This is a genomic window from Myxococcus sp. CA051A (genome assembly GCF_013336705.1).
Lineage (GTDB): Bacteria > Myxococcota > Myxococcia > Myxococcales > Myxococcaceae > Myxococcus > Myxococcus llanfairpwllgwyngyllgogerychwyrndrobwllllantysiliogogogochensis.
On the sequence record NZ_JABUMS010000005.1, the window covers coordinates 562,142 to 584,937 of the forward strand.

At 70.3% G+C, this 22,796-nt stretch carries 1 protein-coding gene (cut by a window edge); it reads left to right on the top strand.

The window, feature by feature from the left end; all coding sequences use genetic code 11:
* Window positions 1-22,796 carry part of the coding region annotated (locus HUA74_RS18470) for a non-ribosomal peptide synthase/polyketide synthase (protein ID WP_254625110.1) on the top strand (this coding region is incomplete at its 3' end). The annotated region continues 6,000 nt past the right edge of the window, so 22,796 of the 28,796 annotated nt are shown.

Below are 22,796 nucleotides of genomic sequence, written 5' to 3' on the forward strand. Positions count from 1 at the left end.
ATGCATGCTCCCTTTCGAATCCTCAATGACGCCCTCCGTGCGCGCGCAGTCGGAGAGTCGTCGCGGCAGCCGCTCTACACCTTCCTCGGAGAGTCGGACGGCGACGAAGCCGCGCTGACCGCACCCGAGCTGGAGCGCCAGGCACGTCGCATCGCCGCCGCGCTGCAAGCGCGAGGGGCCGTGGGCCAGCGAGTGCTGCTGCTCTATCCGCCGGGGCTCGACTACCTCGCGGGTTTCTTTGGCTGCTTGTATGCGGGCGCGGTGGCGGTGCCCGCCTATCCGCCGGACCCGACGCGGCTCGAGCGCACCCTTCCCCGCTTGCGCGCCATCATCCAGGACGCGGAGGCGACGGTGGTACTCACCACGTCGGGCATCCTGGGCCTGGCGGACTTCGTCTTCGAACAGGCGCCGGACTTCCGAGCGCTTCAGTGGTTGTCCACGGATGACCTGCCCGTGGGCGGCGAGGACGCGTGGCGCGAGCCCGACCTTGGCTCCGACACGCTGGCGTTCCTCCAGTACACGTCGGGCTCCACGGGGACGCCCAAGGGCGTGATGCTGTCCCACGCCAACCTGCTGCACAACCTGGGGCTCATCTCCGGTGCGTTCCAGGTGCGCCGCGACAGCGTGGGCGTCATCTGGCTGCCGCCGTACCACGACATGGGGCTGATTGGCGGCATCCTCCAGCCGCTGTTCGGCGGCTTCTCCGTGGCGTTGATGTCACCGATGTCCTTCCTCCAGCGTCCCATGCGCTGGCTGGAGGCCGTGTCCCGCTTCCGGGGCACCGTCAGTGGAGGCCCGAACTTCGCCTTCGAGTTGTGCGCGCGTCGCGCCACCTCCGAGGATGTGAAGGCGCTCGATTTGAGTTCGTGGGAAGTGGCGTTCTGCGGAGCGGAGCCCATTCGCGCCGCCACGTTGGACCGCTTCGCGGAGGTGTTCGCTCCGGCGGGCTTCCGTCGCGAGGCGTTCTATCCCTGCTATGGGCTGGCCGAGGGCACGCTCATTGTCACGGGTGAGCAGAAGGGCCGCGTTCCTCGCGTGCACGTGCTCGACGAGGCTTCGCTTTCTCGTGGCACCGCTGTCCTCGCGGCCCCGGAGACCCCGGGCGTCCGCGCGCATGTGAGCTGCGGTGCGACGCTGGCCGAGCAGCGGCTGCTCATCGTCGATCCCGAGACGAAGGTGCAGCGGGCTCCGGGTGAAGTGGGCGAAATCTGGGTGTCCGGCGGCAGTGTGGCGCTGGGCTACTGGCACAAGCCCGAGCAGTCGCAGGAGACGTTCCAGGCACGCCCCGTGGGCGCCGAGGACGGACCTGCCTATCTGCGCACGGGGGACCTGGGACTGCTCCTCGATGACGGGCAGCTCATCGTCACCGGGCGTCGCAAGGACCTCATCATCCTGCGGGGTAGGAACCTGTACCCGCAGGACGTGGAGGCCGTGGTGGAGCGCGCGCATCGGCGTGTGCGGCCCGGTGGCGTGGCGGCATTCGGAATCGAGACGCCGGAGGGTGAGGCCCTCGCGGTGGTCGCGGAGGTGGCGCGCGAACTTGCGGAGTCGGGAGACACCGAGGCGCTGACCGCCGTGGCGGACTCGGTGCGGCAGGGCATTGCCCGTGAGCTGGAGGTCCAACCCAGGACGGTGGCACTGCTTCCGCCCGGCTCCATCCCGAAGACGTCGAGCGGGAAGATCCAGCGCTTCGCCTGCCGCGCGGGCCTGGCCTCGGGCGAGCTGCCCGTGCTGTGGCGCGCGGACCTGAACCTCGGGGGCGCACCTGGGGCGACGCGGGATGCAACCGCTGGGGTCGTTGAGAGGGAGCCTCGAGCAACCGGGGCATCTCTGCTGGGCATCGCTTCGTCCGTGAACGTTGGTGGGACCGCGGACGCTCAGTCCGGCACCGCGTCGACGATGGGCGTCGGCGTGGCCGCACAGTCCGGCACCGCGTCGACGGTGGGCGTCGGCGTGGCCGCTCAGTCCGGCACGGCATCGACGGTGGGCGTTGGTGTGGCCGCTCAGTCCGGCACCGCGCCGTCCGCGAGCGCCGACGTGGCGGTTTCCGCTGGCGCGCTCGTGGAACCATCCGCGAGGACTTCGGGCTTGTCCTCCGCGGAGCTGGAGCGCGCGCTTCGCGAGGAACTCTCCGCCGTACTGGGTGCCTCCGCTGGCACCGTGGACCTGGATGCTCCGTTGACCCGACTGGGGATGGACTCCCTGGGCGCGGCCGACCTTCAGGTGCGCATCGAGAAGCGCCTGGGCGCGCGCATCTCCGCCGCCACGCTGCTTCAGGACGTCAGCCTCCGGGGCCTCATCAGAGAGGTTTCGACGGGGGCCCAGGGCTCGCTCGCACCGCGTTCCGGTCCGGTGGCGCGGGGCAGCGCGAACACAGGGCCCCTGCCGGCCTCCTTCGCGCAGCAGCGACTCTGGTTCATCCAACAGCTCGAACCGGCCTCGACCGCCTACCACATCCCCCTCGCCTTCACGTTGCGGGGACACCTGGACACGGCCGCGCTGGAGCGCGCGCTGAACGAACTGGTCCGTCGCCACGACGTGCTGCGGACCACGCTCACCTCGAAGGACGGTGAGCTGCTCCAGCACGTCCACGCACCGACGCCCGTGGCCATCGAGCGAGTCGTCACTGACGCCGATGACCTCGCGGACCGCGCCTCCGTGCTGGATGCCGTGGCCGTACGAGATGGCCAACGTCCCATGGACCCGGCGACGGGTCCGCTGCTTCGCTTCAGCCTCGTGTGCTTCGCGGCCGAGGACCATGCCCTCGTCGTCTCCGTACACCACCTGGTGGCCGACGGCTGGACCGTGGGCCTGATGGCGCGCGAGCTGGCCACCCTCTACGGGGCCTTCAGCGCGGGACAACCTTCGCCCCTGTCCGAGCCGGCGCTCCAGTACGGAGACTTCGCCGCGTGGCAGCGTGAACACCTCACGCCCCAGGCACTCCGGAAGGAGCTGACGTGGTGGAAGCAGGCGCTCGCGGAGGCCCCCTCTCTGCTCGCCCTTCCCACCGACAGACCTCGGCCGCAGCGCCTCTCGTTCCACGGTGCGCGCCGCTCGCGGCTGTTGCCCACGGCCCTGATGGCGAAGTTCCATGCCCTGGGCCGACGTGAAGGCGTCACGCCGTTCATGAGCGTGGTCGCCGCGCTGTCCACCGTGCTGCATCGCTGGAGCGGACAGGCCGACTTCGTGCTCGGCTCCGCCATCTCCGGCCGCGAGGTCCCCGGCATTCGCGGGCTGATGGGCGACTGCACCAACTTCATCCCGCTGCGCGTACGGCTCCCGTCCGAGTCCACCGTGACGGGGCTGCTCGCGGCGGTGAAGCAGAGCACCCTGGGCGCGCTGGCCCACGGGCATTGCCCGTTCGACCACGTGCTCGCGGCCGTGCAGCCCGGCTCGCAGCGGCGCGAGCTGTACAACGTCGCTTTCGTCCTCGACGACTACGACATTCCGCGCGACCTGGCCGTCGGCAACGGCCTGACGCTGGGCGTGTCCCTGCTGGACAACCGCACCACCGAGCTGGACCTGACGTTCGAGGCCGCGCACGGGCCCGACGGCCTGCTCATCGGCTGCAAGTACGCGTCGGACCTCTTCGATGCGGAGACCATCGACCGGCTGCTCGGCCACCTGGAAGTGGTGGTGGGTGGCATGGTGGACGCTCCCGGCCAGCGCATCTCCGAGCTGCCCTTGATGACGGAGGCCGAGCGTCAGCACGTGCTGCACGCCTGGAACCCCCGCACCGAGTCGCCGAGTGACGGCACGCTGGTGGAGCGCTTCGAGGCGCAGGTGGACCGCACTCCGGACGCCGTCGCCGTCACGTTCGAGTCCAGTCACCTGACGTACCGCGACCTGGATTCACGCGCGAACCGGCTGGCCCAGGTGCTGCTGCGCCATGGCGTGGGCCCCGACGTCCTCGTCGGCGTGTGCCTGGAGCGCGGGCTGGACCTCCTCGTGGCCCTGCTCGGCATCCTCAAGGCCGGCGGTGCGTACCTGCCGCTGGACCCGTCGTATCCCCGGGAGAACCTCGCGTTCATGCTGGAGGACGCGCAGGCCCCTGTCCTCATCACGCAGACCTCGCTGGAGGACCGCGTGCCCGCGCCCGGCGCCGCCGTGGTGCGTCTGGACACGGAGCCGTCCGACTCCACCCCCGCGCCTCGCCCGCCGCGCTGCAACGCCCCGAGCGACCTCGCCTACGTCATCTACACCTCCGGCTCCACGGGGCGCCCCAAGGGCGTGATGGTGCGGCACGACAACGTCGTACGCCTCTTCACCGCAACCGACGCCTGGTTCCACTTCGGACCCGAGGACGTGTGGACCCTGTTCCACTCCTACGCGTTCGACTTCTCCGTCTGGGAACTCTGGGGCGCGCTGCTCTACGGCGGCCGGCTGGTGGTGGTGCCGTACTGGGTGAGCCGCTCTCCCGAGGCCTTCCATCGGCTGCTCGCGGACGAGCGCGTCACCGTCCTCAACCAGACGCCCACCGCGTTCCGCCAGCTCATCCATGCCGAGCAACAGGCCGCCGCGCGCGGTCCGCTCCCCACGTTGTCCCTGCGCTACGTGGTCTTCGGCGGTGAAGCGCTGGACATGGCCGCGCTGCGTCCGTGGTTCGAGCGGCATGGCGACGCGCGCCCGACGCTCGTCAACATGTACGGCATCACCGAGACGACGGTCCACGTCACCTACCGTCCCGTGCGGATGGAGGACGTGGAGCGCCCCTGGTCCAGCGTGATTGGCGCGCCGATTCCGGACCTTCAAATCTACCTGCTGGATGCGCTCGGCCAGCCCGTGCCCGTGGGCGTCCCGGGAGAAATCCACGTCGGTGGTGCAGGTGTGGCCCGTGGCTACCTGCGGCGTCCCGAGCTGACCTCCGCGCGCTTCGTGGAAGACCGCTTCGGCCCCGTACGCGGACGCAGGCTGTACCGCGCGGGAGACCTGGCGCGACGCCTGGCCAATGGAGACTTGGAGTACCTGGGCCGCATCGACAACCAGGTGAAGATTCGCGGCTTCCGCATCGAGCTGGGGGAGATCGAATCGGCGTTGAGCACGCATCCCTCGGTGCGAGAGACCGTGGTGATGGCCCGCGAGGACTCGCCGGGAGACAAGCGCCTGGCGGCGTACGTCGTCCTCGGGGACCTGGACTCCTCGGGCACCGTGGAGCAGACGGCGCAGTGGAAGGCCGTCTACGACGAGACCTACGCCCAGGGGGAGCGCAGCGAGGACCCCACCTTCGACATCTCCGGCTGGAATGACAGCTACACCGGTGGGCCGCTCCCCGCGCCGCAGATGCGCGAGTGGGTGGACACCACGGTGCGGCAGATCCTCGCCCTGCGTCCTCGCCGGGTGCTGGAGCTGGGCTGCGGCACGGGCCTCCTGCTGTACCGGCTGGCGCCTCGGTGCGAGGCGTACTGGGGCGTGGACTTCGCCCGGCCCGCGTTGGATCGCATCGAGCAGCAGAAGGAACGACTGGGCGACTCCCTTCGCTCCGTCTCCTTGCTGCATCGAAGCGTGGATGACCTGTCTGGCATCGAGCCCCACTCGTTCGACACCGTCATCCTGAACTCCGTCATCCAGTACTTCCCGAGCGGCGACTACCTGCTCCAGGTCCTGAGCGGAGCGGTGAAGGTGATCAAGCCCGGGGGCCGCATCTTCCTGGGCGACGTGCGCAACCTGGAGCTGCTGGAGTCCTTCCGTGCCTCAGTGCGCCTGCACCGCGCGCCGCCCAACCTGTCGACGCCGCAACTCCAGTACCGCGTGCAGCGAGACGTGCTGGCCGAGGAGGAGCTGGTCCTCTCGCCCACGTACTTCACCTCGCTGCCCGCGCGGGTGCCGGGCATCTCCCGAGTGGAGGTCCTGCCCAAACACGGTCGCTACGACAACGAGCTGAGCCGCTTCCGCTACGAGGTCATCCTCCACGTGGGCGAGGCGACCGCGGCCTCGCGTCCTGACTGGGTGGATGGAAGCAACCTGTCGCTGGAGACCCTGCGCCAGAAGCTCGAAGCCCAGCCTTCGATGCTGGCCGTGCGCGGCCTGCCCAACGCCCGCGTGCTCGATGACACGCGCCTGGTCGCGCTGCTCTCCGGCTCCGGCCGGCCGCCGCACGTGGGCGCGCTGCGCGAAGTGCTCCGCGACTGGCCCGGCTCACGAGGCGTGGAGCCGGAGGACCTCTATGCCCTGGGCGGAGTGATCGGCTACGACGTCCGGGTGAGCTGGGCCGGCGCGCATGCGGACGGCGCCCTGGACGTGGTGTTCTCACGGCCCGGTGAGGCCACTCGACTCGATCTCACTCCGGAGTCGGCCGGTGACCTCGCGCCCGTGTCGCGACTCGCGAACGACCCGTTGCGCGGGGCCCGGAGTGCTCGCGAAGTGGCGCGCATCCGGCAGTCGCTCATGGAGCGTTTGCCGCCGCACATGGTGCCGTCGGCCTTCGTCGTGCTGCCGTCGCTGCCGCTGACCCCCAGTGGCAAGGTGAACCGTGGCGCGCTGCCCGCTCCGGAAGCGGACCGCTCCGTCATCGAGGACGAGTACCTCGCGCCGAGAAACCCCACCGAGGAGGCCATCGCTCGCATCTTCTCCGAGGTGCTGGGGCACTCCCGTGTGGGTGCCCGGGATGACTTCTTCGCGCTCGGCGGACACTCGCTGCTGGCCACGCAGGTGGTGACGCGGCTGCGCGCTCAGCTCGGCGTCTCGTTGTCCCTTCGTGCCCTCTTCGAAGCGCCCACCGTCGAACGGCTCTCCGAGCGCATCGCTCCACTGCAAGGCGCGGCTCCGACACCGAGCGAGAGCGTGCCCCTGGAGCGCCTGACTCGCTCCGGAACGGTGGACGCGCTCGCCGTGTCCTTCGCGCAGCAGCGCCTCTGGTTCCTGGAGCAGCTCCAGCCCGGACAGGCCGCGTACAACATCCCCGTGGCCCTTCGGCTGACGGGACGACTCGACGTCGAGTCCCTGCGTCGGACCTTCGCGGAGGTCGTCCGTCGGCACGAGCCCCTGCGGACGACGTTCGCCTCGCGCGATGGCCAGCCCGTGCAGCTCATCCATCCGGCGCCCGAGGCCTGGCCCCTGACGGTCGAGGACCTGAGCACCCTGGAGTCCTCCGCGCGCGCGGCCGCCGTGGAGCACCGCGTCTCCGAGGAGGCGCACCACGCGTTCGACCTGGAGCACGGCCCCCTGTTGCGCACTGTGCTGCTCCGACTGGGAGCCGAGGAGCACCTGCTCCTGCTGTGCATGCACCACATCGTCTCCGACGGCTGGTCCATGGGCGTGCTCGTGCGCGAGGTCGCCATGCTCTATGCGGCCGTCTCCTCGGGCCGCGCGGCCACCCTCCCCACGCTCCCGGTCCAGTACGCCGACTACGCGGCCTGGCAGCGGCGTGTGCTGGAGAACGCGACCGAGAACCCCCAGCTCGAAGCCTGGCGCGCACACGTCCAAGGGACCCCCGTCCTCGAGCTGCCGACAGACTTCCCGCGGCCCGCCGTGCGCGGCTCTCGCGGAGCGACAGAGTTCTTCACCGTGCCGGCTGACCTGGTCTCCCAGTTGGAGAAGCTGGGCCAGTCCGAGGGCGCCACGCTCTTCATGGTGCTGCTCGCCACCTGGCAGACCCTGCTCGCGCGGTACTCCGGCCAGACGGACTTCTGCGTGGGCACCCCCGTGGCCCATCGCACGCGTCCGGAGCTGGAGGGGCTGATTGGCTTCTTCGTCAACACGCTCGCGCTGCGGGCACAGCTCGCGGGCGACCCGACCTTCGTGGAGCTGGTGGGCCGGGTGCGCGAGGAGTCCCTCGCGGCCTTCGCTCATCAGGACGTGCCTTTTGATCGACTCGTCGAGGCCCTGGGCGGAGAGCGCGACCTGTCGCGCACGCCCGTGTTCCAGTCGGTGTTCGTGCTCCAGAACGCTCCGTTGCAGCCGCCAGCGCTGCCGGGCCTGAGCGTGGACCTTCTTCAGACGGCGACGAACACCTCCAAGTTCGACGTCACCGTCTCGCTGATGGAACGCGCGGGAGCCCTCGCGGGGCAGCTCGAGTACAGCCTGTACCTCTTCACCCCGGACACCGCGCGGCGACTGGTCGACCACTTCCAGCGCCTGCTGCGCGGCGTGGTGGAAGACGCGGGGCGCCGGCTCTCCGCACTGCCGCTGATGTCCGAGGCAGAGCGACACCAGGTGCTCGTCTCCTGGAATGACACCCGCGCCGAGTACCCGTCCGAGACCACGCTCCACGAGCGCATCTCCGCGCACGCGCGGGCCAGACCCGACGCCGTGGCAGTGGTTCACCAGGGCCACGGGCTCAGCTACGCGGAACTCGAAGCACGCTCCAACCAGCTCGCGCGCCACCTCCTGGCCCGGGGACTGGGGTCGGAGCCTCGCGTGGGCCTGCTCCTGCCGCGAAGCACGGAGCTCGTGGTCGCCATGCTCGGTGTCGTGAAGGCTGGTGGCAGCTACGTGCCCCTGGATCCGGCGTGGCCCGAGCAACGACTCGCCTTCGTCATCGCGGATGCCGGCCTCTCCACGGTGCTCACGCTGGAGGCTGTCGCCTCGGTGCTCCCGTCCGTCGCGCCTTCGCGCGTGTGCCTGGACTCCGAGTGGGCGCACATCGCGCGCCAGTCGACAGACGAGGTGACGCTCTCGACGAGCCCGGACCAGCTCGCCTACGTCACGTACACCTCTGGATCGACGGGCGTGCCCAAGGGCGTGGCCGTCACCCACCGGGCCGTGCTGCGTCTGGCGTCCGGCCTGAGCCTCGCCACCGGACCCGAGGACGTCGTCCTCCAGATTTGTGCGCCCACGTTCGACCCGCTCGCCCTGGAGGTCTGGACCACGCTGCTGTCCGGCGCACGGCTCGTCGTGTACCCGGCTCAAATGCCCGAGGTGACAGAACTCGCACGCATCCTCGTCGAGGAGCGAGTGACCGCCGCCTTGCTGCCCACCGCGTTGTTCGACGTGATGCAGCAGCATCAACCGGAGGCCCTGGCCCAGGTGCCTTGGCTGATCGTGGGTGGAGACGTGCTGCCCGTGCCCCGGGCGCGGGAACGACTGGCCCAGGGCCGCTCGCTCATCAACGCCTATGGCCCCACGGAAGTCTCCGTCGCCACCACGCAGCACCCCCTGAACCCGGGTGACACGCTGGGCGACTCGATTCCCATCGGTCGCCCCCTGGCCAACACCCACGTCTACGTCGTGGACCCGAGCCTTCGGCCCGTGCCCGTGGGTGTTCCGGGCGAGCTGCTCATCGGTGGAGCGGGGCTCGCTCGGGGCTACCAGGGCCAGCCCGCGCTCACCGCCGAGCGCTTCGTCCCGAATCCCTTCGCCTCCACGCCCGGCGAGCGGCTGTACCGCTCGGGAGACCGCGTGCGCTGGCGTCCGGATGGCACCCTCGAGTTCCTGGGGCGCATCGACTTCCAGGTGAAGGTGCGTGGCTTCCGCATCGAGCTGGGTGAGGTGGAGTCCGCCCTGCGCGCGCACACCGAGGTTGGTGAGGCCATCGCGGTGGTCCGTGAGGACGTTCCGGGTGACAAGCGACTGGTGGCCTATGTCTCGCCGGCCACCGTGGACACGGAGTCGCTTCGCGCCCACCTGCGCCAGCGCCTCCCTGAGTACATGGTGCCGAGCGCGTTCGTCGCGCTGGAGTCGTTGCCCCAGACGTCCCACGGCAAGGTGGACCGCAAGGCCCTGCCAGTCCCGGACTTCGCTGCGGGAGCCTCCAGCTTCGAGGCCCCCCAGACGGAGCTCCAGCGTCAGCTCGCGGACGTGTTCCGCGAAGTGCTGCGCGTGGAGCGTGTGGGCCTGCATGACGACTTCTTCCTGCTGGGCGGGCACTCGCTGCTCGCCACGCAGGTGGTGACGCGACTGCGTGCGCGGCTGGGGAGCACGCTGTCGCTGCGCGCGTTCTTCGAGGCGCCCACCGTGGCGCGACTCGCGGAGCGACTCGAAGCCTCGCTCGCGGCGTCCGCCTCCGAGCTGCCGCCCCTGGTCGCCCTGCCCCGCGCTCCAGAGGGAATGGAGCTGTCCTTCGCCCAGCAGCGACTGTGGTTCATGGACCAGCTCCAGCCGGGACTCGTCGCGTTCAACATGCCCGCCGCGCTGCGACTGCGTGGGACGCTCCAGGTGGACGTGCTGCGCCGTGCCTTCCAGGAGGTCGCCCGTCGTCACGAGACGCTGCGCACCACCTTCACGTCCCGCGAGGGGCGGCCCGTGCAGTACGTCCATCCCGCGCCCGAGACCTGGGCGCTGCGAATCGAGGACCTGAGCGCGCTGGAGCCTTCCGCGCGCGAGGCCACGGCCGCGCGCCGCATCAGCGAAGAGGCACACCGTCCCTTCGACCTGGAGCGCGGCCCATTGCTGCGCACCGCGCTGCTGAAGCTCGGGGAGCAGGAGCACGTCCTGCTGCTGTGCATGCACCACATCATCTCGGACGGCTGGTCCGTGGACGTGCTGGTGCGCGAAGTCGCCGAGGTCCACACCGCGCTCCTGGAGAACAAGAGCGCGGCGCTCCCGGAGCTGCCGGTGCAGTACGCCGACTACGCGGCGTGGCAGCGGCGAGTGATGGAAGACCGCGCGGTGAGCGCGCAAGTCGACTGGTGGCGCTCGCGGCTCCAGGAGGCTCCCGTGCTGGAGCTTCCCACGGACCATGCACGTCCCGTGTCCCGCAGCTTCCGGGGCGCCATGCACTCCTTCTCGTTGCCCGCGGAGCTGGTGTCGGCCCTGGGGGTCGTCGGTCGCGAACAGAGCGCGACGCTGTTCATGGTGCTGCTGACCGGCTGGCAGGCGTTGCTGGCGCGGTACTCGGGGCAGCGCGACTTCACCACGGGGACCACGGTGGGTCACCGCGAACGGCCGGAGCTGGAGGGGTTGATCGGCTTCTTCGTCAACACCGTCCCACTGCGGTTCCAGTGGGACGAGGACCCCACCGTGGCCACCATGGTGCGGCAGGTGAAGGAAGTCGCCCTGGCGGCCTTCTCTCATCAGGACGCGCCGTTCGACCGGGTGGTGGAAGCCCTCGGCGGGGAGCGAGACCTCTCGCGCACGCCGCTGTTCCAGACCCTCTTCGTGCTCCAGAACACGCCGATGCGGGCGCCGTCGCTCACGGGCATGCAGGTGGACCTGCTTCCGTGCACGACAGACACGGCGCGCTACGACCTCACGCTCTCCCTGATGGAGCGGGAGGGCGCGCTGGAGGGACAGCTCGAATACAGCACCGACCTCTTCACCGAAGCGACGATCCACCGGATGGCGGAGCACCTGCGCGTGGTGCTCCAGGCGGTGGCTCGCGGAAGTCTGGAGCAGCGCCTCAGTCAGCTGCCCCTGATGACCGAAGCCGAGCGTCATCAACTGCTGCGCGACTGGAACGACACGCGGGTGGAGCTGCCCGCCGTGGCGACGATTCCCGCGCTGTTCTCCTCGCAGGTCGCCCGCACGCCGTCGGCCGTGGCCGTGGAGCATGACGGTCGGACGCTCACGTACTCGCAGATCGACGAGCGGTCCAACCAGCTCGCGCACCACCTGCGCACCCTGGGCCTGGGCGCCGAGTCGCGCGTGGGCGTGTGCCTCCACCGGGGACTGGAGATGGTGGTGGGGGTGCTCGGCATCCTCAAGGCCGGGGGTTGCTACGTGCCCCTGGACCCATCGTACCCGGCGCATCGGCTCGCGTTCCTGTTCGAGGACTCGGGCGTGGCGGCGGTGCTCACGCAGGCGTCGCTGGAGGACGAACTCCCCTCGGGCTCGCAGCCCCTGGTGAGCCTGGACTCCGAATGGAGCGTCATCGCGCGGCAGCCCACGCACGCGGTGAACGCGGACATCGGACCGGACCAGCTCGCGTACGTCACGTACACCTCCGGCTCCACGGGAACGCCCAAGGGCGTGGCCATTCCACACCGAGGCGTGGTGCGCCTGCTGACCGGTGCGCGCTTCGTCGACCTGGGCCCCAAGGAAGTGGTGCTCCAGCTCGCGCCGCTGGCGTTCGACGCGTCCACCCTGGAGCTGTGGGGCGCGTTGCTGCATGGCGGACGGCTGGTCATCTACCCGCACGCGACGACGGACCTGGAGGAGCTGGGCCAGGCGCTCGTGCGGCACGAGGTGTCGCTCCTCTGGTTGACGGCCGCGCTGTTCGACCAGATGCAGCAGCACCAGCCGGAGGCCCTGGCCCGGGTTCCGCAGCTCCTCGCGGGCGGCGATGTGTTGCCCGCGCCACGGGTGCGCGAGCGACTGGCCAGTGGCCGGGGTCTGGTGAACGGCTACGGCCCCACCGAGGGGACCACCTTCACCGCCTGCCACCGGATGTCACCGGGTGACGAGGTGGGGACCTCCGTCTCCATCGGTCGGCCCATCGGCAATACCCAGGTCTTCGTCCTCGACGACGCTCTTCAGCCCGTGCCCGTCGGTGTCCCGGGTGAGCTGTTCATCGGCGGAGACGGTCTGGCCCGGGGCTACCTGGGGCAGCCTGCCCTCACCGCGGAGCGCTTCGTTCCTCATCCGTTCTCCTCCACGCCGGGCGCTCGGCTGTACCGCTCCGGAGACCGGGTGCGGTGGACAGAGGACGGCACGCTCCGCTTCCTGGGCCGCACGGACTTCCAGGTGAAGGTGCGGGGCTTCCGCATCGAGCCGGGCGAGGTCGAAGCCTCGCTGCGCACCCATCCGGGGGTGCTCGAAGCCACGGTGGTGGTGCGCGAGGACACACCGGGCGACAAGCGCCTGGTGGCGTACGTGGTGCCCGCGACGCTGGAGAGCGGCGCCCTGCGTGAGCACCTGCGTCGTCAGTTGCCGGAGTACATGGTGCCGACGGCGTTCGTCGCGCTCGACGCCCTGCCCCTGTCCCCCAACGGCAAGGTGGACCGCAAGGCGCTGCCGACGCCGGAAGTGTCCTCGTCCTCGCCTGTCTCCGAGGATGCCCTTCCCCTCCTCCAGCAGCAGCTCGCGGCCCTGTTCCGCGAGGTGCTGAAGGTGGACCGGGTGGGTCCGGACGACGACTTCTTCGAGCTGGGTGGCCACTCCCTGCTGGCCACGCAGTTGGTGACACGGGTGCGCGCGCGGCTCGACGTGGACCTGCCGCTGCGCGTGTTGTTCGAGGCCCCCACGCTGGCGGGGCTGGCGCAGCGAATCGAGGCGCTCATGCTGCACGCCTCGCGCACGGCGATGCCGCCGCTGCTGACGGTGGCCCGTGACGAGGCGATGCCCCTGTCCTTCGCCCAGCAGCGCCTGTGGCTCCTGGAACAGCTCCAGCCGGGCCAGGCCGTCTACAACGTGCCCGTGGCGCTGAAGATGTCCGGCGCGCTCGACGTGGACGTGTTGAGGCAGACCTTCGCCGCGCTGGTCCTCCGGCACGAGGTGCTCCGGACGACCTTCCTCGCCCGTGAAGGCCTTCCGTTCCAGCGCATCCAACCCGCGCCGACGCGCTGGTCCCTGCCCGTGGAGGACCTGAGCACGCTGGCTCCCGCCGCGCGCGAGACCGCGCTCCGCGCTCGGATGGTCGAGGAGGCACATCACCGGTTCGACCTCCAGAACGGTCCAATGCTGCGCACGGTGCTCGTCCGCACTGAGCCCGCCGAGCACGTCCTGTTGCTGTGCATGCACCACATCGTCTCGGACGGCTGGTCCATGGGCGTGCTGGTGCGAGAGGTGGCCGCGCTCTACGAGGCCATCGCCGAGGGCCGTGAGCCCACCTTGCCCGAGCTGCCCGTGCAGTACGCGGACTTCGCGGCGTGGCAGCGGCAGTGGGTGCGCTCCGAGGGCATCCAGGGACAGCTCGAAGCCCTGCGCGCCCGCTTCGTCGGGGCTCCCGCGCTGGAGCTTCCGGCGGACACCGTGCGTCCCACGACGCGGACGATTCGGGGTGGCAGTCACTTCTTCACGCTGCCCCCGGAGCTGGTGGCGGAGCTGGAGAAGCTGGCTCGCGCCGAAGGGGCCACGCTGTTCATGGTCCTGCTCGCCGCGTTCGAGGTGTTGCTGTCGCGCTACTCCGGGCAGCAGGACTTCTGCATCGGAAGCCCGGTGGCCCAGCGCACCCGAGCAGAGCTGGAGCCGCTCATCGGCTTCTTCGTCAACACGCTGGTGCTGCGGGCCCGCGTCGACGGCAACCCGACCTTCACGGAGCTGGTGGCGCGAGTCCGTGAGGAGTCGCTGGCCGCGTACGTCCATCAGGACGTCCCATTCGACCAGCTCGTGGAGTCGCTCGGCGGCGAGCGCGAGGGCCGCAGGTCTCCGCTCATCCAGGTCATGTTCGCGTTGCAGAACGCGCCCATGCAGCCTCCTGCGCTGCCCGGCGTCCGGGTCGACGTGTTGAAGACCGCGACGAACACCGCGCGGCTCGACCTCACGATGTCCCTGATGGAGCAGCAGGACGGCGGACTCGACGGCGCGTTGGAGTTCAGTCTCGACCTGTTCTCCCCTGCTTCCGCGGAGCGGCTGAGCCGACACTTCCGCGTCCTGCTGGAGACCGTGGCTCGCGATGCGAAGAGCCCCATCGGACAGCTTCCGCTGATGGGTGAGGAGGAGCGGCGACAGGTGCTGGTGGAGTTCCAGGGCCGCACGGAGTCCTACCCGCGCGACGTGTCCCTGCACTCGCTCATCGAGGCCCAGGTCCTTCGTTCTCCCAACGCGGAGGCCGTCCGCTTCGAGGACTCCTCCCTCTCCTTCTCCCAGCTCGACTCTCGCGCCAACCAGCTCGCCTGGCACCTGCGCTCTCTCGGTGCTCGTCCCGGCGTCCTCGTCGGTGTCTGCCTGGAGCGCTCCCTGGACCTCGTCGTCGCGCTCCTCGCCGTCCTCAAGTCCGGCGCCGCCTACGTCCCCCTGGACCCGGCCTACCCCCGTGAGCGCCTCGCCGGAATGCTGGAGGACGCGGACGCACCCGTCCTCGTCACCCACGAGCACCTCAAGTCCGTCCTGCCTCCTCACGCTTCTCGCGTGCTGTGCCTGGACTCCGACGCGACCGCTGTCTCTCGTCAGCCCTCGACGACTCCCTCGCCCCTGGCTGGCGCCGACTCGCTCGCCTACGTCATCTTCACCTCGGGCTCCACCGGCCGCCCCAAGGGCGCCATGAATGCCCACTCCGGCATCGTCAACCGCCTCCTGTGGATGCAGCAGCAGTACGGCCTGTCTCCCGACGACTCCGTCCTTCAGAAGACTCCCTTCTCCTTCGACGTCTCCGTCTGGGAGTTCTTCTGGCCCCTCATGACGGGCGCTCGCCTCGTCCTCGCGAAGCCCGGTGGACACCAGGACCCCGCCTACCTCGTCCGCCTCATCTCCGAGCAGCGCATCTCCACCCTGCACTTCGTCCCCTCCATGCTCCGCGCCTTCCTGGAGGAGCCGGGACTCGAGAAGCTCTCGGGACTGCGCCGCGTCGTGTGCAGTGGCGAGGCTCTCTCCTCGGAGTTGGTGAGTCGCGCCCACTCGCGCCTGCCCGCCTCCGCGGAAGTCCACAACCTCTACGGCCCCACCGAGGCCGCCGTCGACGTCTCCTTCTTCCACTGCGCTCGCGGCTCCTCTCGCTCCTCCGTCCCCATCGGCAGGCCCGTCGCCAACACCCGCCTCTACGTCCTCGACTCCCTCGGCCAGCCCACTCCCATCGGCGTCCCGGGTGAGCTCTTCATCGGCGGCGTCCAGGTCGGCCTCGGCTACTGGCGCAAGCCCCAGCTCACCGCCGAGCGCTTCATCCCCGATGCGTTCTCCGACGCTCCCGAGGCCCGCCTCTACCGCACCGGCGACGTCGCTCGCTGGCTGCCCGACGGTACCCTCGAGTACCTCGGCCGCTCCGACTTCCAGGTCAAGCTGCGCGGCTTCCGCATCGAGCTCGGTGACATCGAAGCCGCTCTCCTTTCACACCCCTCCGTCCGCGACGCCGTCGTCCTCGTCCGCGAGGACGTCCCCGGCGACCAGCGCCTTGTCGCCTACGTGGTCCAGGAGTCCGCGTCGTCCGACACGACCGGGCTGAAGGACCACCTGGCGACCCGACTGCCCACCTTCATGGTGCCCTCGGCCTTCGTGAGCCTCCCCGTCTTCCCCCTGTCTCCGAGCGGGAAGCTGGACCGGAAGGCGCTCCCGGCCCCGGTGGCACCGACCACGGCTGGAACCACCGTGCCCACCGCACCTGAACGACTCACGCCCTTCCAGCAACGGGTCGCCAGCGCCTTCCGCGAGCTGCTCCGCGTCGAGCACGTGGGGCTGCATGACGACTTCTTCGCGCTCGGCGGACACTCGCTGCTCGCGACCCAGCTCGTCTCTCGCATCCGCACCACGTTCGGCGTCGAACTCCCCGTGCACGCCCTCTTCGACGCACCCACCGTGGCCCGAGTCACGGAGCTTGTCGAAGAGGGAATGCTCTTCCGCTCGACACCGTCGCAGGTGCCGCCGCTGCGTCCCATTCCTCGCGACGGGGAGCTGCCGCTGTCGTTCGCGCAGCAGCGGCTGTGGCTGCTGGACCAGGTCCAGCCAGGAGGCACCCAGTACAACGTGTCCGGCGCGGTCCGACTGGAAGGCGCCTTGAATCCCGAGGCGCTGCGGCAGGCGCTGGACCTCCTCGTCTCCCGTCACGAGCCCCTGCGCGCGACCTTCTCGCTCAAGGACGGCCAGCCCACGCAGACGTTCCATCCCCACAAGCCGTGGACCCTGCCGCTCGCCGACCTCACCGACGTCTCGCCTTCGGAGCACGAGGCCGCGGCGCGCAAGTACGCCGCCGAGGAGGCCAGCCAGCCGTTCGACCTGAGCACCGGGCCGCTCCTGCGCACCGTGCTGGTGAAGCTCGACTCCGAGCTGCACGTGCTGGTGCTCGTCATGCACCACATCATCTCGGACGGCTGGTCCCTGGCGGTGATGGTGCGCGAGGTGGCGTTGGCCTACGAGGCCTTCTCCGCGCAGAAGGCTCCGGCGCTGTCTCCGTTGCCGGTGCAGTACGTCGACTTCGCGGCGTGGCAGCGCCAGTGGCTCCAGGGCGACACGCTCGCCAGGGAAGTCGCCTGGTGGAAGCAGCGACTCGAAGGCGCGCCTCACGTCCTCGATCTGCCCACCGACCTGCCGCGTCCCGCGCTGCGCACGCCGCAGGGGGCCTCGCACGCCATCCAGCTTCCTCGCGAGCTGGTGAATCGCGTCGTTGCCCTCGGACGGCAGGCAGGGGCCACGCCCTTCATGACCTTGCTGGCCGCGTGGCAGACGCTGCTCTCGCGCTACAGCCGGCAGGAGGAGCTGCTCGTCGGCTCGCCCATCGCGGGCCGCCGCCATGGCGAGCTGGAGGGACTGGTCGGGTTCTTCGTCAACACGTTGGTGCTGCGCGCACGGGTGCGTCCGGAGGACTCATTCCGCGCATTGCTCGCCCAGGTGCGTGAGACGACCCTCGCGGCGTATGAGCACCAGGACCTGCCCTTCGAGCGGCTCGTCGAGGAACTCCAGCCCCAGCGAGACCTGGGACGCACGCCGCTGGTGCAGGTGGTCTTCGCGCTCCAGAACACGCCCGCCACGACGATGAACGTGCCCGGCCTGACGTTGCGCCAGCTCGACGTGGACAACGACACCGCGCGCTTCGACCTCGGCCTCGTCCTCGTGGAAGAGGCGGACGGGCTGCGTGGCGTCATCGAGTACAGCACGGAGCTGTTCACCGCTCCCACGGTGGCACGCCTCGCGAGCCACCTGAGAAACCTGCTCGAAGCCGTGGTGGCGACTCCGGACCATGCGCTGGGGACGCTGGACCTGCTCTCGTCGGACGAGCGCCGTCAGCTCGTGGTCGACTGGAGTGACACCGTGCGGCCCTTCCCGGCGGATGCCACGTTCGTGGACGGGTTCTCGCGACAGGCGAACCTGCGCCCCGATGCCATCGCCCTGGAGTCCGGCGAACAGAAGCTGACGTACAGGGAGCTGGAGGCACGCGCCAACCGCCTCGCGCACCTGCTGCGTTCTCGCGGTGTGGGGCCCGAGGTCCTCGTCGCCGTGTGCCTGGAGCGCGGCTTCGACATGGTGGCCACCATCCTCGCCGTGATGAAGGCGGGTGGCGCCTACGTCCCGCTCGACGCGGCGTACCCGGCCCAGCGCCTGGCCTTCATGGTCGAGGACGCGCGGCCGAAGCTGCTCGTCTCCTCGCGCGCGCTGAGGGAGCGGCTGTCCCTCCCTGACTCTGGCCTGGAGAGCCTGAACCTGGAGGACCTGAGGCTGGACTCATGGCCCACGACGCCACCGAGCTCCGGCGCGGGCCCACGCAACCTCGCGTACGTCATCTTCACGTCCGGCAGCACGGGGCGGCCCAAGGGTGTCGCCATCGAGAACCGGGGCCTGTTGCGCCTGTGCCACGCGGAGCGGTACGCGCGGTACGGAGCACGAGAGACCAGCATCCTGCTCGCGCCCATTTCGTTCGATGGCTCGGTGTTGGAACTGTGCCCCTCGCTGCTGCACGGCGGCCGAGTGGTCATCTACCCGGCCAACGCCGTCCCCAGTGACCTGGACACGCTGGGCGCGGTCATGGAGCGGCATGGCGTTACGTTCACGCACCTGCCCTCGGGGCTCTTCGCGCAGCTCGTGGAGCACCGTCCCGACATCCTGGAGCGCCTGAAGGAGATTCACGTCGGCGGTGAGGTCCTCTCGGCGCCCCATGCGCATCGCGCGCTGTCCACGGTGCGCGGCTCGCTGACCAACGCCTATGGGCCCACCGAGGTCTCGGTCATCGCCACGGCCTTCTCCATCCAGCGGCCGATGCCGTCGGGCGTGTCGTTCCCGATTGGAACGCCCATCGACAACACGCAGGCGTATGTCCTGGATGCCCGGCAACAGTTGGTGCCCGTGGGCGTCCCTGGCGAGCTGTACCTCGGTGGACTGGGCGTGGCTCGCGGCTATGTGTCGCGTCCGGACCTCACCGCCGAGCGCTTCGTCCCGAATTCCTACGGCAACCTCCCGGGAGAGCGGCTCTACCGCACCGGTGACGTCGTCCGCTGGCGGGCCGAGGGCGTGCTGGAGTTCATCGGACGCACGGACCAGCAGGTGAAGATCCGCGGCTTCCGTATCGAGCTGTCCGAAGTGGAAGCCGCCCTGGCCTCGCAGCCCGCCGTGCATGAAGTCGCCGCCGTGGTTCGCGAAGACGTCCCGGGTGACAGGCGGCTGGTGGCCTACGTCTCCGCGCGGGAGGGCCAGACGCTGGACACAGCCGACCTGCGCGCGGGACTGCGCCAGCGGCTGCCTGAGTACATGGTGCCGTCGGTCATCGTCACGCTGCCCACGCTGCCGCTGAGTTCGACGGGCAAGGTGGACCGCAAGGCGCTGCCGAAGCCGGATGCCGCGTCCACGGGACGACAGGGCCGCTTCGTCGAGCCCGCCAATCCGCTGGAGCAGCGCATCTCCGCCATCTGGGCGAAGGAGCTGGGCACCGAGCGCGTCGGCATGCATGACCACCTCTTCGAGGAGCTGGGCGGCACGTCGCTCTCCGTCGTGCGCATCGCCGCGCGGTTGCGTGAAGAGCTGGGCCAGCCGCTCCCCGTGGTGTGGCTGTTCGAACACCCCACCGTCCAGGGGCTCGCCCGTGCCCTGGAGAAGCAGGTCGCGGAGGCCGCCACCACGGCGACGCCTCACGTCGAGCCCGAGCCTCAGCGCCCCGTGTCCAAGCCCTCCACCTCGGGGGCCGTCGCCATCATCGGCATGGCGGGACGTTTCCCCGGCGCGAGGTCCGTGGGCGAGTTCTGGCGCAACCTGCGCGGAGGCATCGAGTCCATCACCTGGTTCAAGCCCGAGGAGCTGGAGCGCATGCCCGGCCTCCCCGAGGGCATCGACCTGAGCCAGCACCCGGCGTTCGTCCCGGCGGGGGGCGTGCTCGAAGGCGCGGACCGCTTCGACCACGCGTTCTTCGACATGTCCCTGCGCGAGGCGCAGTGGTTGGACCCGCAGCAGCGGGTGTTCCTCCAGTCGGCCTGGACGGCGCTGGAAGACGCGGGCATCGACCCTGATCGCTTCCCGGGGGCCATCTCCCTGTACGCGGGGGCCATCGACTCCGGCTACACGGAGGCGGTGCGCGCCACGGTGCCGCTGGATGGCGCCGCGCTGTTCGAGCTCTACGGCACGGCCACTCACGAGAGCCTGGCCACGAAGACGTCCTTCAAGCTGGGCCTCACCGGTGAGAGCGTCCTCATCCACACCGCGTGCTCCACGGGGCTGGTGGCGGTCCACCTGGCCTGCCAGAACCTGCTCGCGGGAATGTCCGACGTGGCCATGGCCGGGGCGACGCGCCTGTCGGTGCCCCAGCGCACGGGCTACGTGTACCAGGAGGGAATGATTCTCTCGCCGGACGGGCACTGCCGCTCGTTCGACGCGGCGGCGCAGGGCACCGTCTCCGGCAACGGCGTGGCCTGCGTCGTCCTCAAGCGCCTGGAGGACGCGGAGCGGGATGGCGATGCCATCTACGCGGTGATTCGCGCGACGGCGACCAACAACGACGGGCGCGACAAGTCGGGCTTCACCGCGCCCAGTGTGCAGGGACAGTCCGCGGTCATCCGCCAGGCGCTCGCGCGCTCCGGCGTGCCGGCCTCGGACATCGGCTACGTGGAGGCGCACGGCACGGCGACTCCGCTGGGAGACCCCATCGAGGTGACGGCGCTCCAGCGCGCCTACGGCCTGGGCCCCGAGCACCGAGGCACCATCGCCCTGGCCTCGTTGAAGTCCAACGTCGGCCACCTGGATACCGTCGCCGGACTCGCGGGCCTCATCAAGGTCGCGCTGTCGCTGCGGCACGGGGAGATTCCCCCGAGCCTGCACTTCGAGCGCCCCAATCCGCAGATTGATTTCGACGCCACGCCCTTCTTCGTCAACACCACCCTTCGGCCGTGGCCGAGGAGCGAGACCCCGCGGCGCGCCGCGGTCAGCTCCTTCGGCATTGGCGGCACCAACGCCCACGCCGTGCTCGAGGAGTCCCCGATGTCTCCGAGCGGCAGCAGCTCCCGCACCCATCACCTGTTCGTCCTGTCCGCACGCACGCCCGAGGCGCTGGATGCGGCCTCGAAGCAGCTCGCCTCCCATGCGGAGGCGCATGCCGAGGCCCTGCCCGTGGCGGATGCCGCCTTCACGCTCGCCGTTGGCCGCAAGGTCTTCGAGCATCGCCGCGTGGTGGTGGCTCGCGACGCGGCCGAGCTGACGCGACAGCTCCTCAAGCCCTCCACGCCGACGAAGGTGAAGGACACGGAGGCCGCGCGTCGGCGCCGCATCGCCTTCATCTTCCCGGGCCAGGGGAGCCAGCAGTTGGGCATGGGTCGAGAGTTGCTCGACACCGAGCCCACGTTCCGCGCCCATGTCGAGGCGTGCCTGGCGCTGCTGACTCCGGCGCTGCGGGCCCAGGTCCGCACGCTGCTGACCTCGGCACCGGGACAGGAGGCCGAGCACGCGACGCTGCTCGCGGACACGCGCGTCGCTCTGCCGGCGCTGTTCACCGTCGAGTGCTCGCTCGCGCGGATGTGGATGGACTGGGGCCTGAAGCCCCATGCCGTCCTGGGACACAGCTTCGGTGAGTACGCCGCGGCCTGCGTCTCCGGAGTGTTGTCGCTGGAGGACGGCCTGAAGCTGGCCGTGGCCCGAGGCGAGCTGATGCACCGGATGCCGCCCGGAGCCATGCTCGCGGTGGCGCTGCCCGAGTCGCAGGTGCAGCCGCTGCTGTCGGGCCGACTGTCCCTGGCCGCGGTCAACGCGGTGGACCGCTGCGTCGTCGCGGGCCCCGTGGCGGAGGTGGAGCAACTCCAGGAGACGCTGAAGCGCCGGGACGTCGGTGTGGTGCGGATGCCCGCGCCCCATGCGTTCCACTCGGCGGATGTGGAGCCGCTGATGCCCGAACTCTCGCGGGTGGTGGCCTCGCTGCGCCGCTCCGAGCCGACCGTGCGCTACGCGTCCAGCGTGACGGGCACGTGGGCGCGGACCGGGGCGCTGGCCGAGCCTCGGTACTGGGCCGACCAGATGCGCGAGCCGGTGTTGTTCGCCGACGCGGTGGGAGCGCTGCTCGAAGAGGGCTGCAGCGTGTTGCTGGAGGTGGGCCCTGGACAGGATTTGACGCCGCTGGTGCGCGCGTCGCTGGGCCAGGACAAGGACCGGGTGAAGGCGCTCGCCACGCTGCGGCGGGGGACCTCAACGCCCGAGCACGCGAGTCTCCTCGCGTCCGTGGGTGAGCTGTGGACCCAGGGTGTGGAGGTGGATTGGTCCGCCTTCTTCGCGCATGAGCAGCGCCACCGGCTGCATCTGCCCACGTATCCGTTCCAGGAGAAGCGCGTCTGGGTGGAGGCAAAGCCCGGCGCGGCACCTGTGCAACCCCTGATCGTCGCGGAGACCGTGCAGCTGAGGGCCGCGTCCGGAGCACCAACGCCGGTCGCACACCCTCCGTCTGTCACGGCCATGGCGTCCGGAATGGAGCCCGGGCGTCCGACGACGACGGGGCTCGTTCCCCCGCCGGCGTTGGTTGCTCCGTCGGAGTCGTCTGGGTACAGACCTGCTCACGTGGTGCCATCGGAGGCCATTGGCGTCCGGCCCGCCCACGGAGTCCCGGCCGGTTCTCCCGGCTCACCGCCCGTGCACGGACTCCCGTCCAAACCCGCTGGCTCACGGCCCACTCACGCCGTCCAGAGTGAGTCCGCGGGCTTCCGCCCTGCCCACGTGGCGCCGTCGGAGACCTCAGGCTTCCAGCCAGCCCAGGTAGCGTCGCTGGAACCCTCGGGATTCCGACCCGGCCACGTGGCGCCAGTGGAGGCACCTCGGTCGCCACCGGTGACTCCCGAGCCGGAGCCCGTGGAAGCCACGCCGACGCGCGAGGACGCACCGCGCGGTGCCATCGAGGAGCGACTCGCGGGACTCTGGCGTGAGCGTCTGGGCCTGGAGTT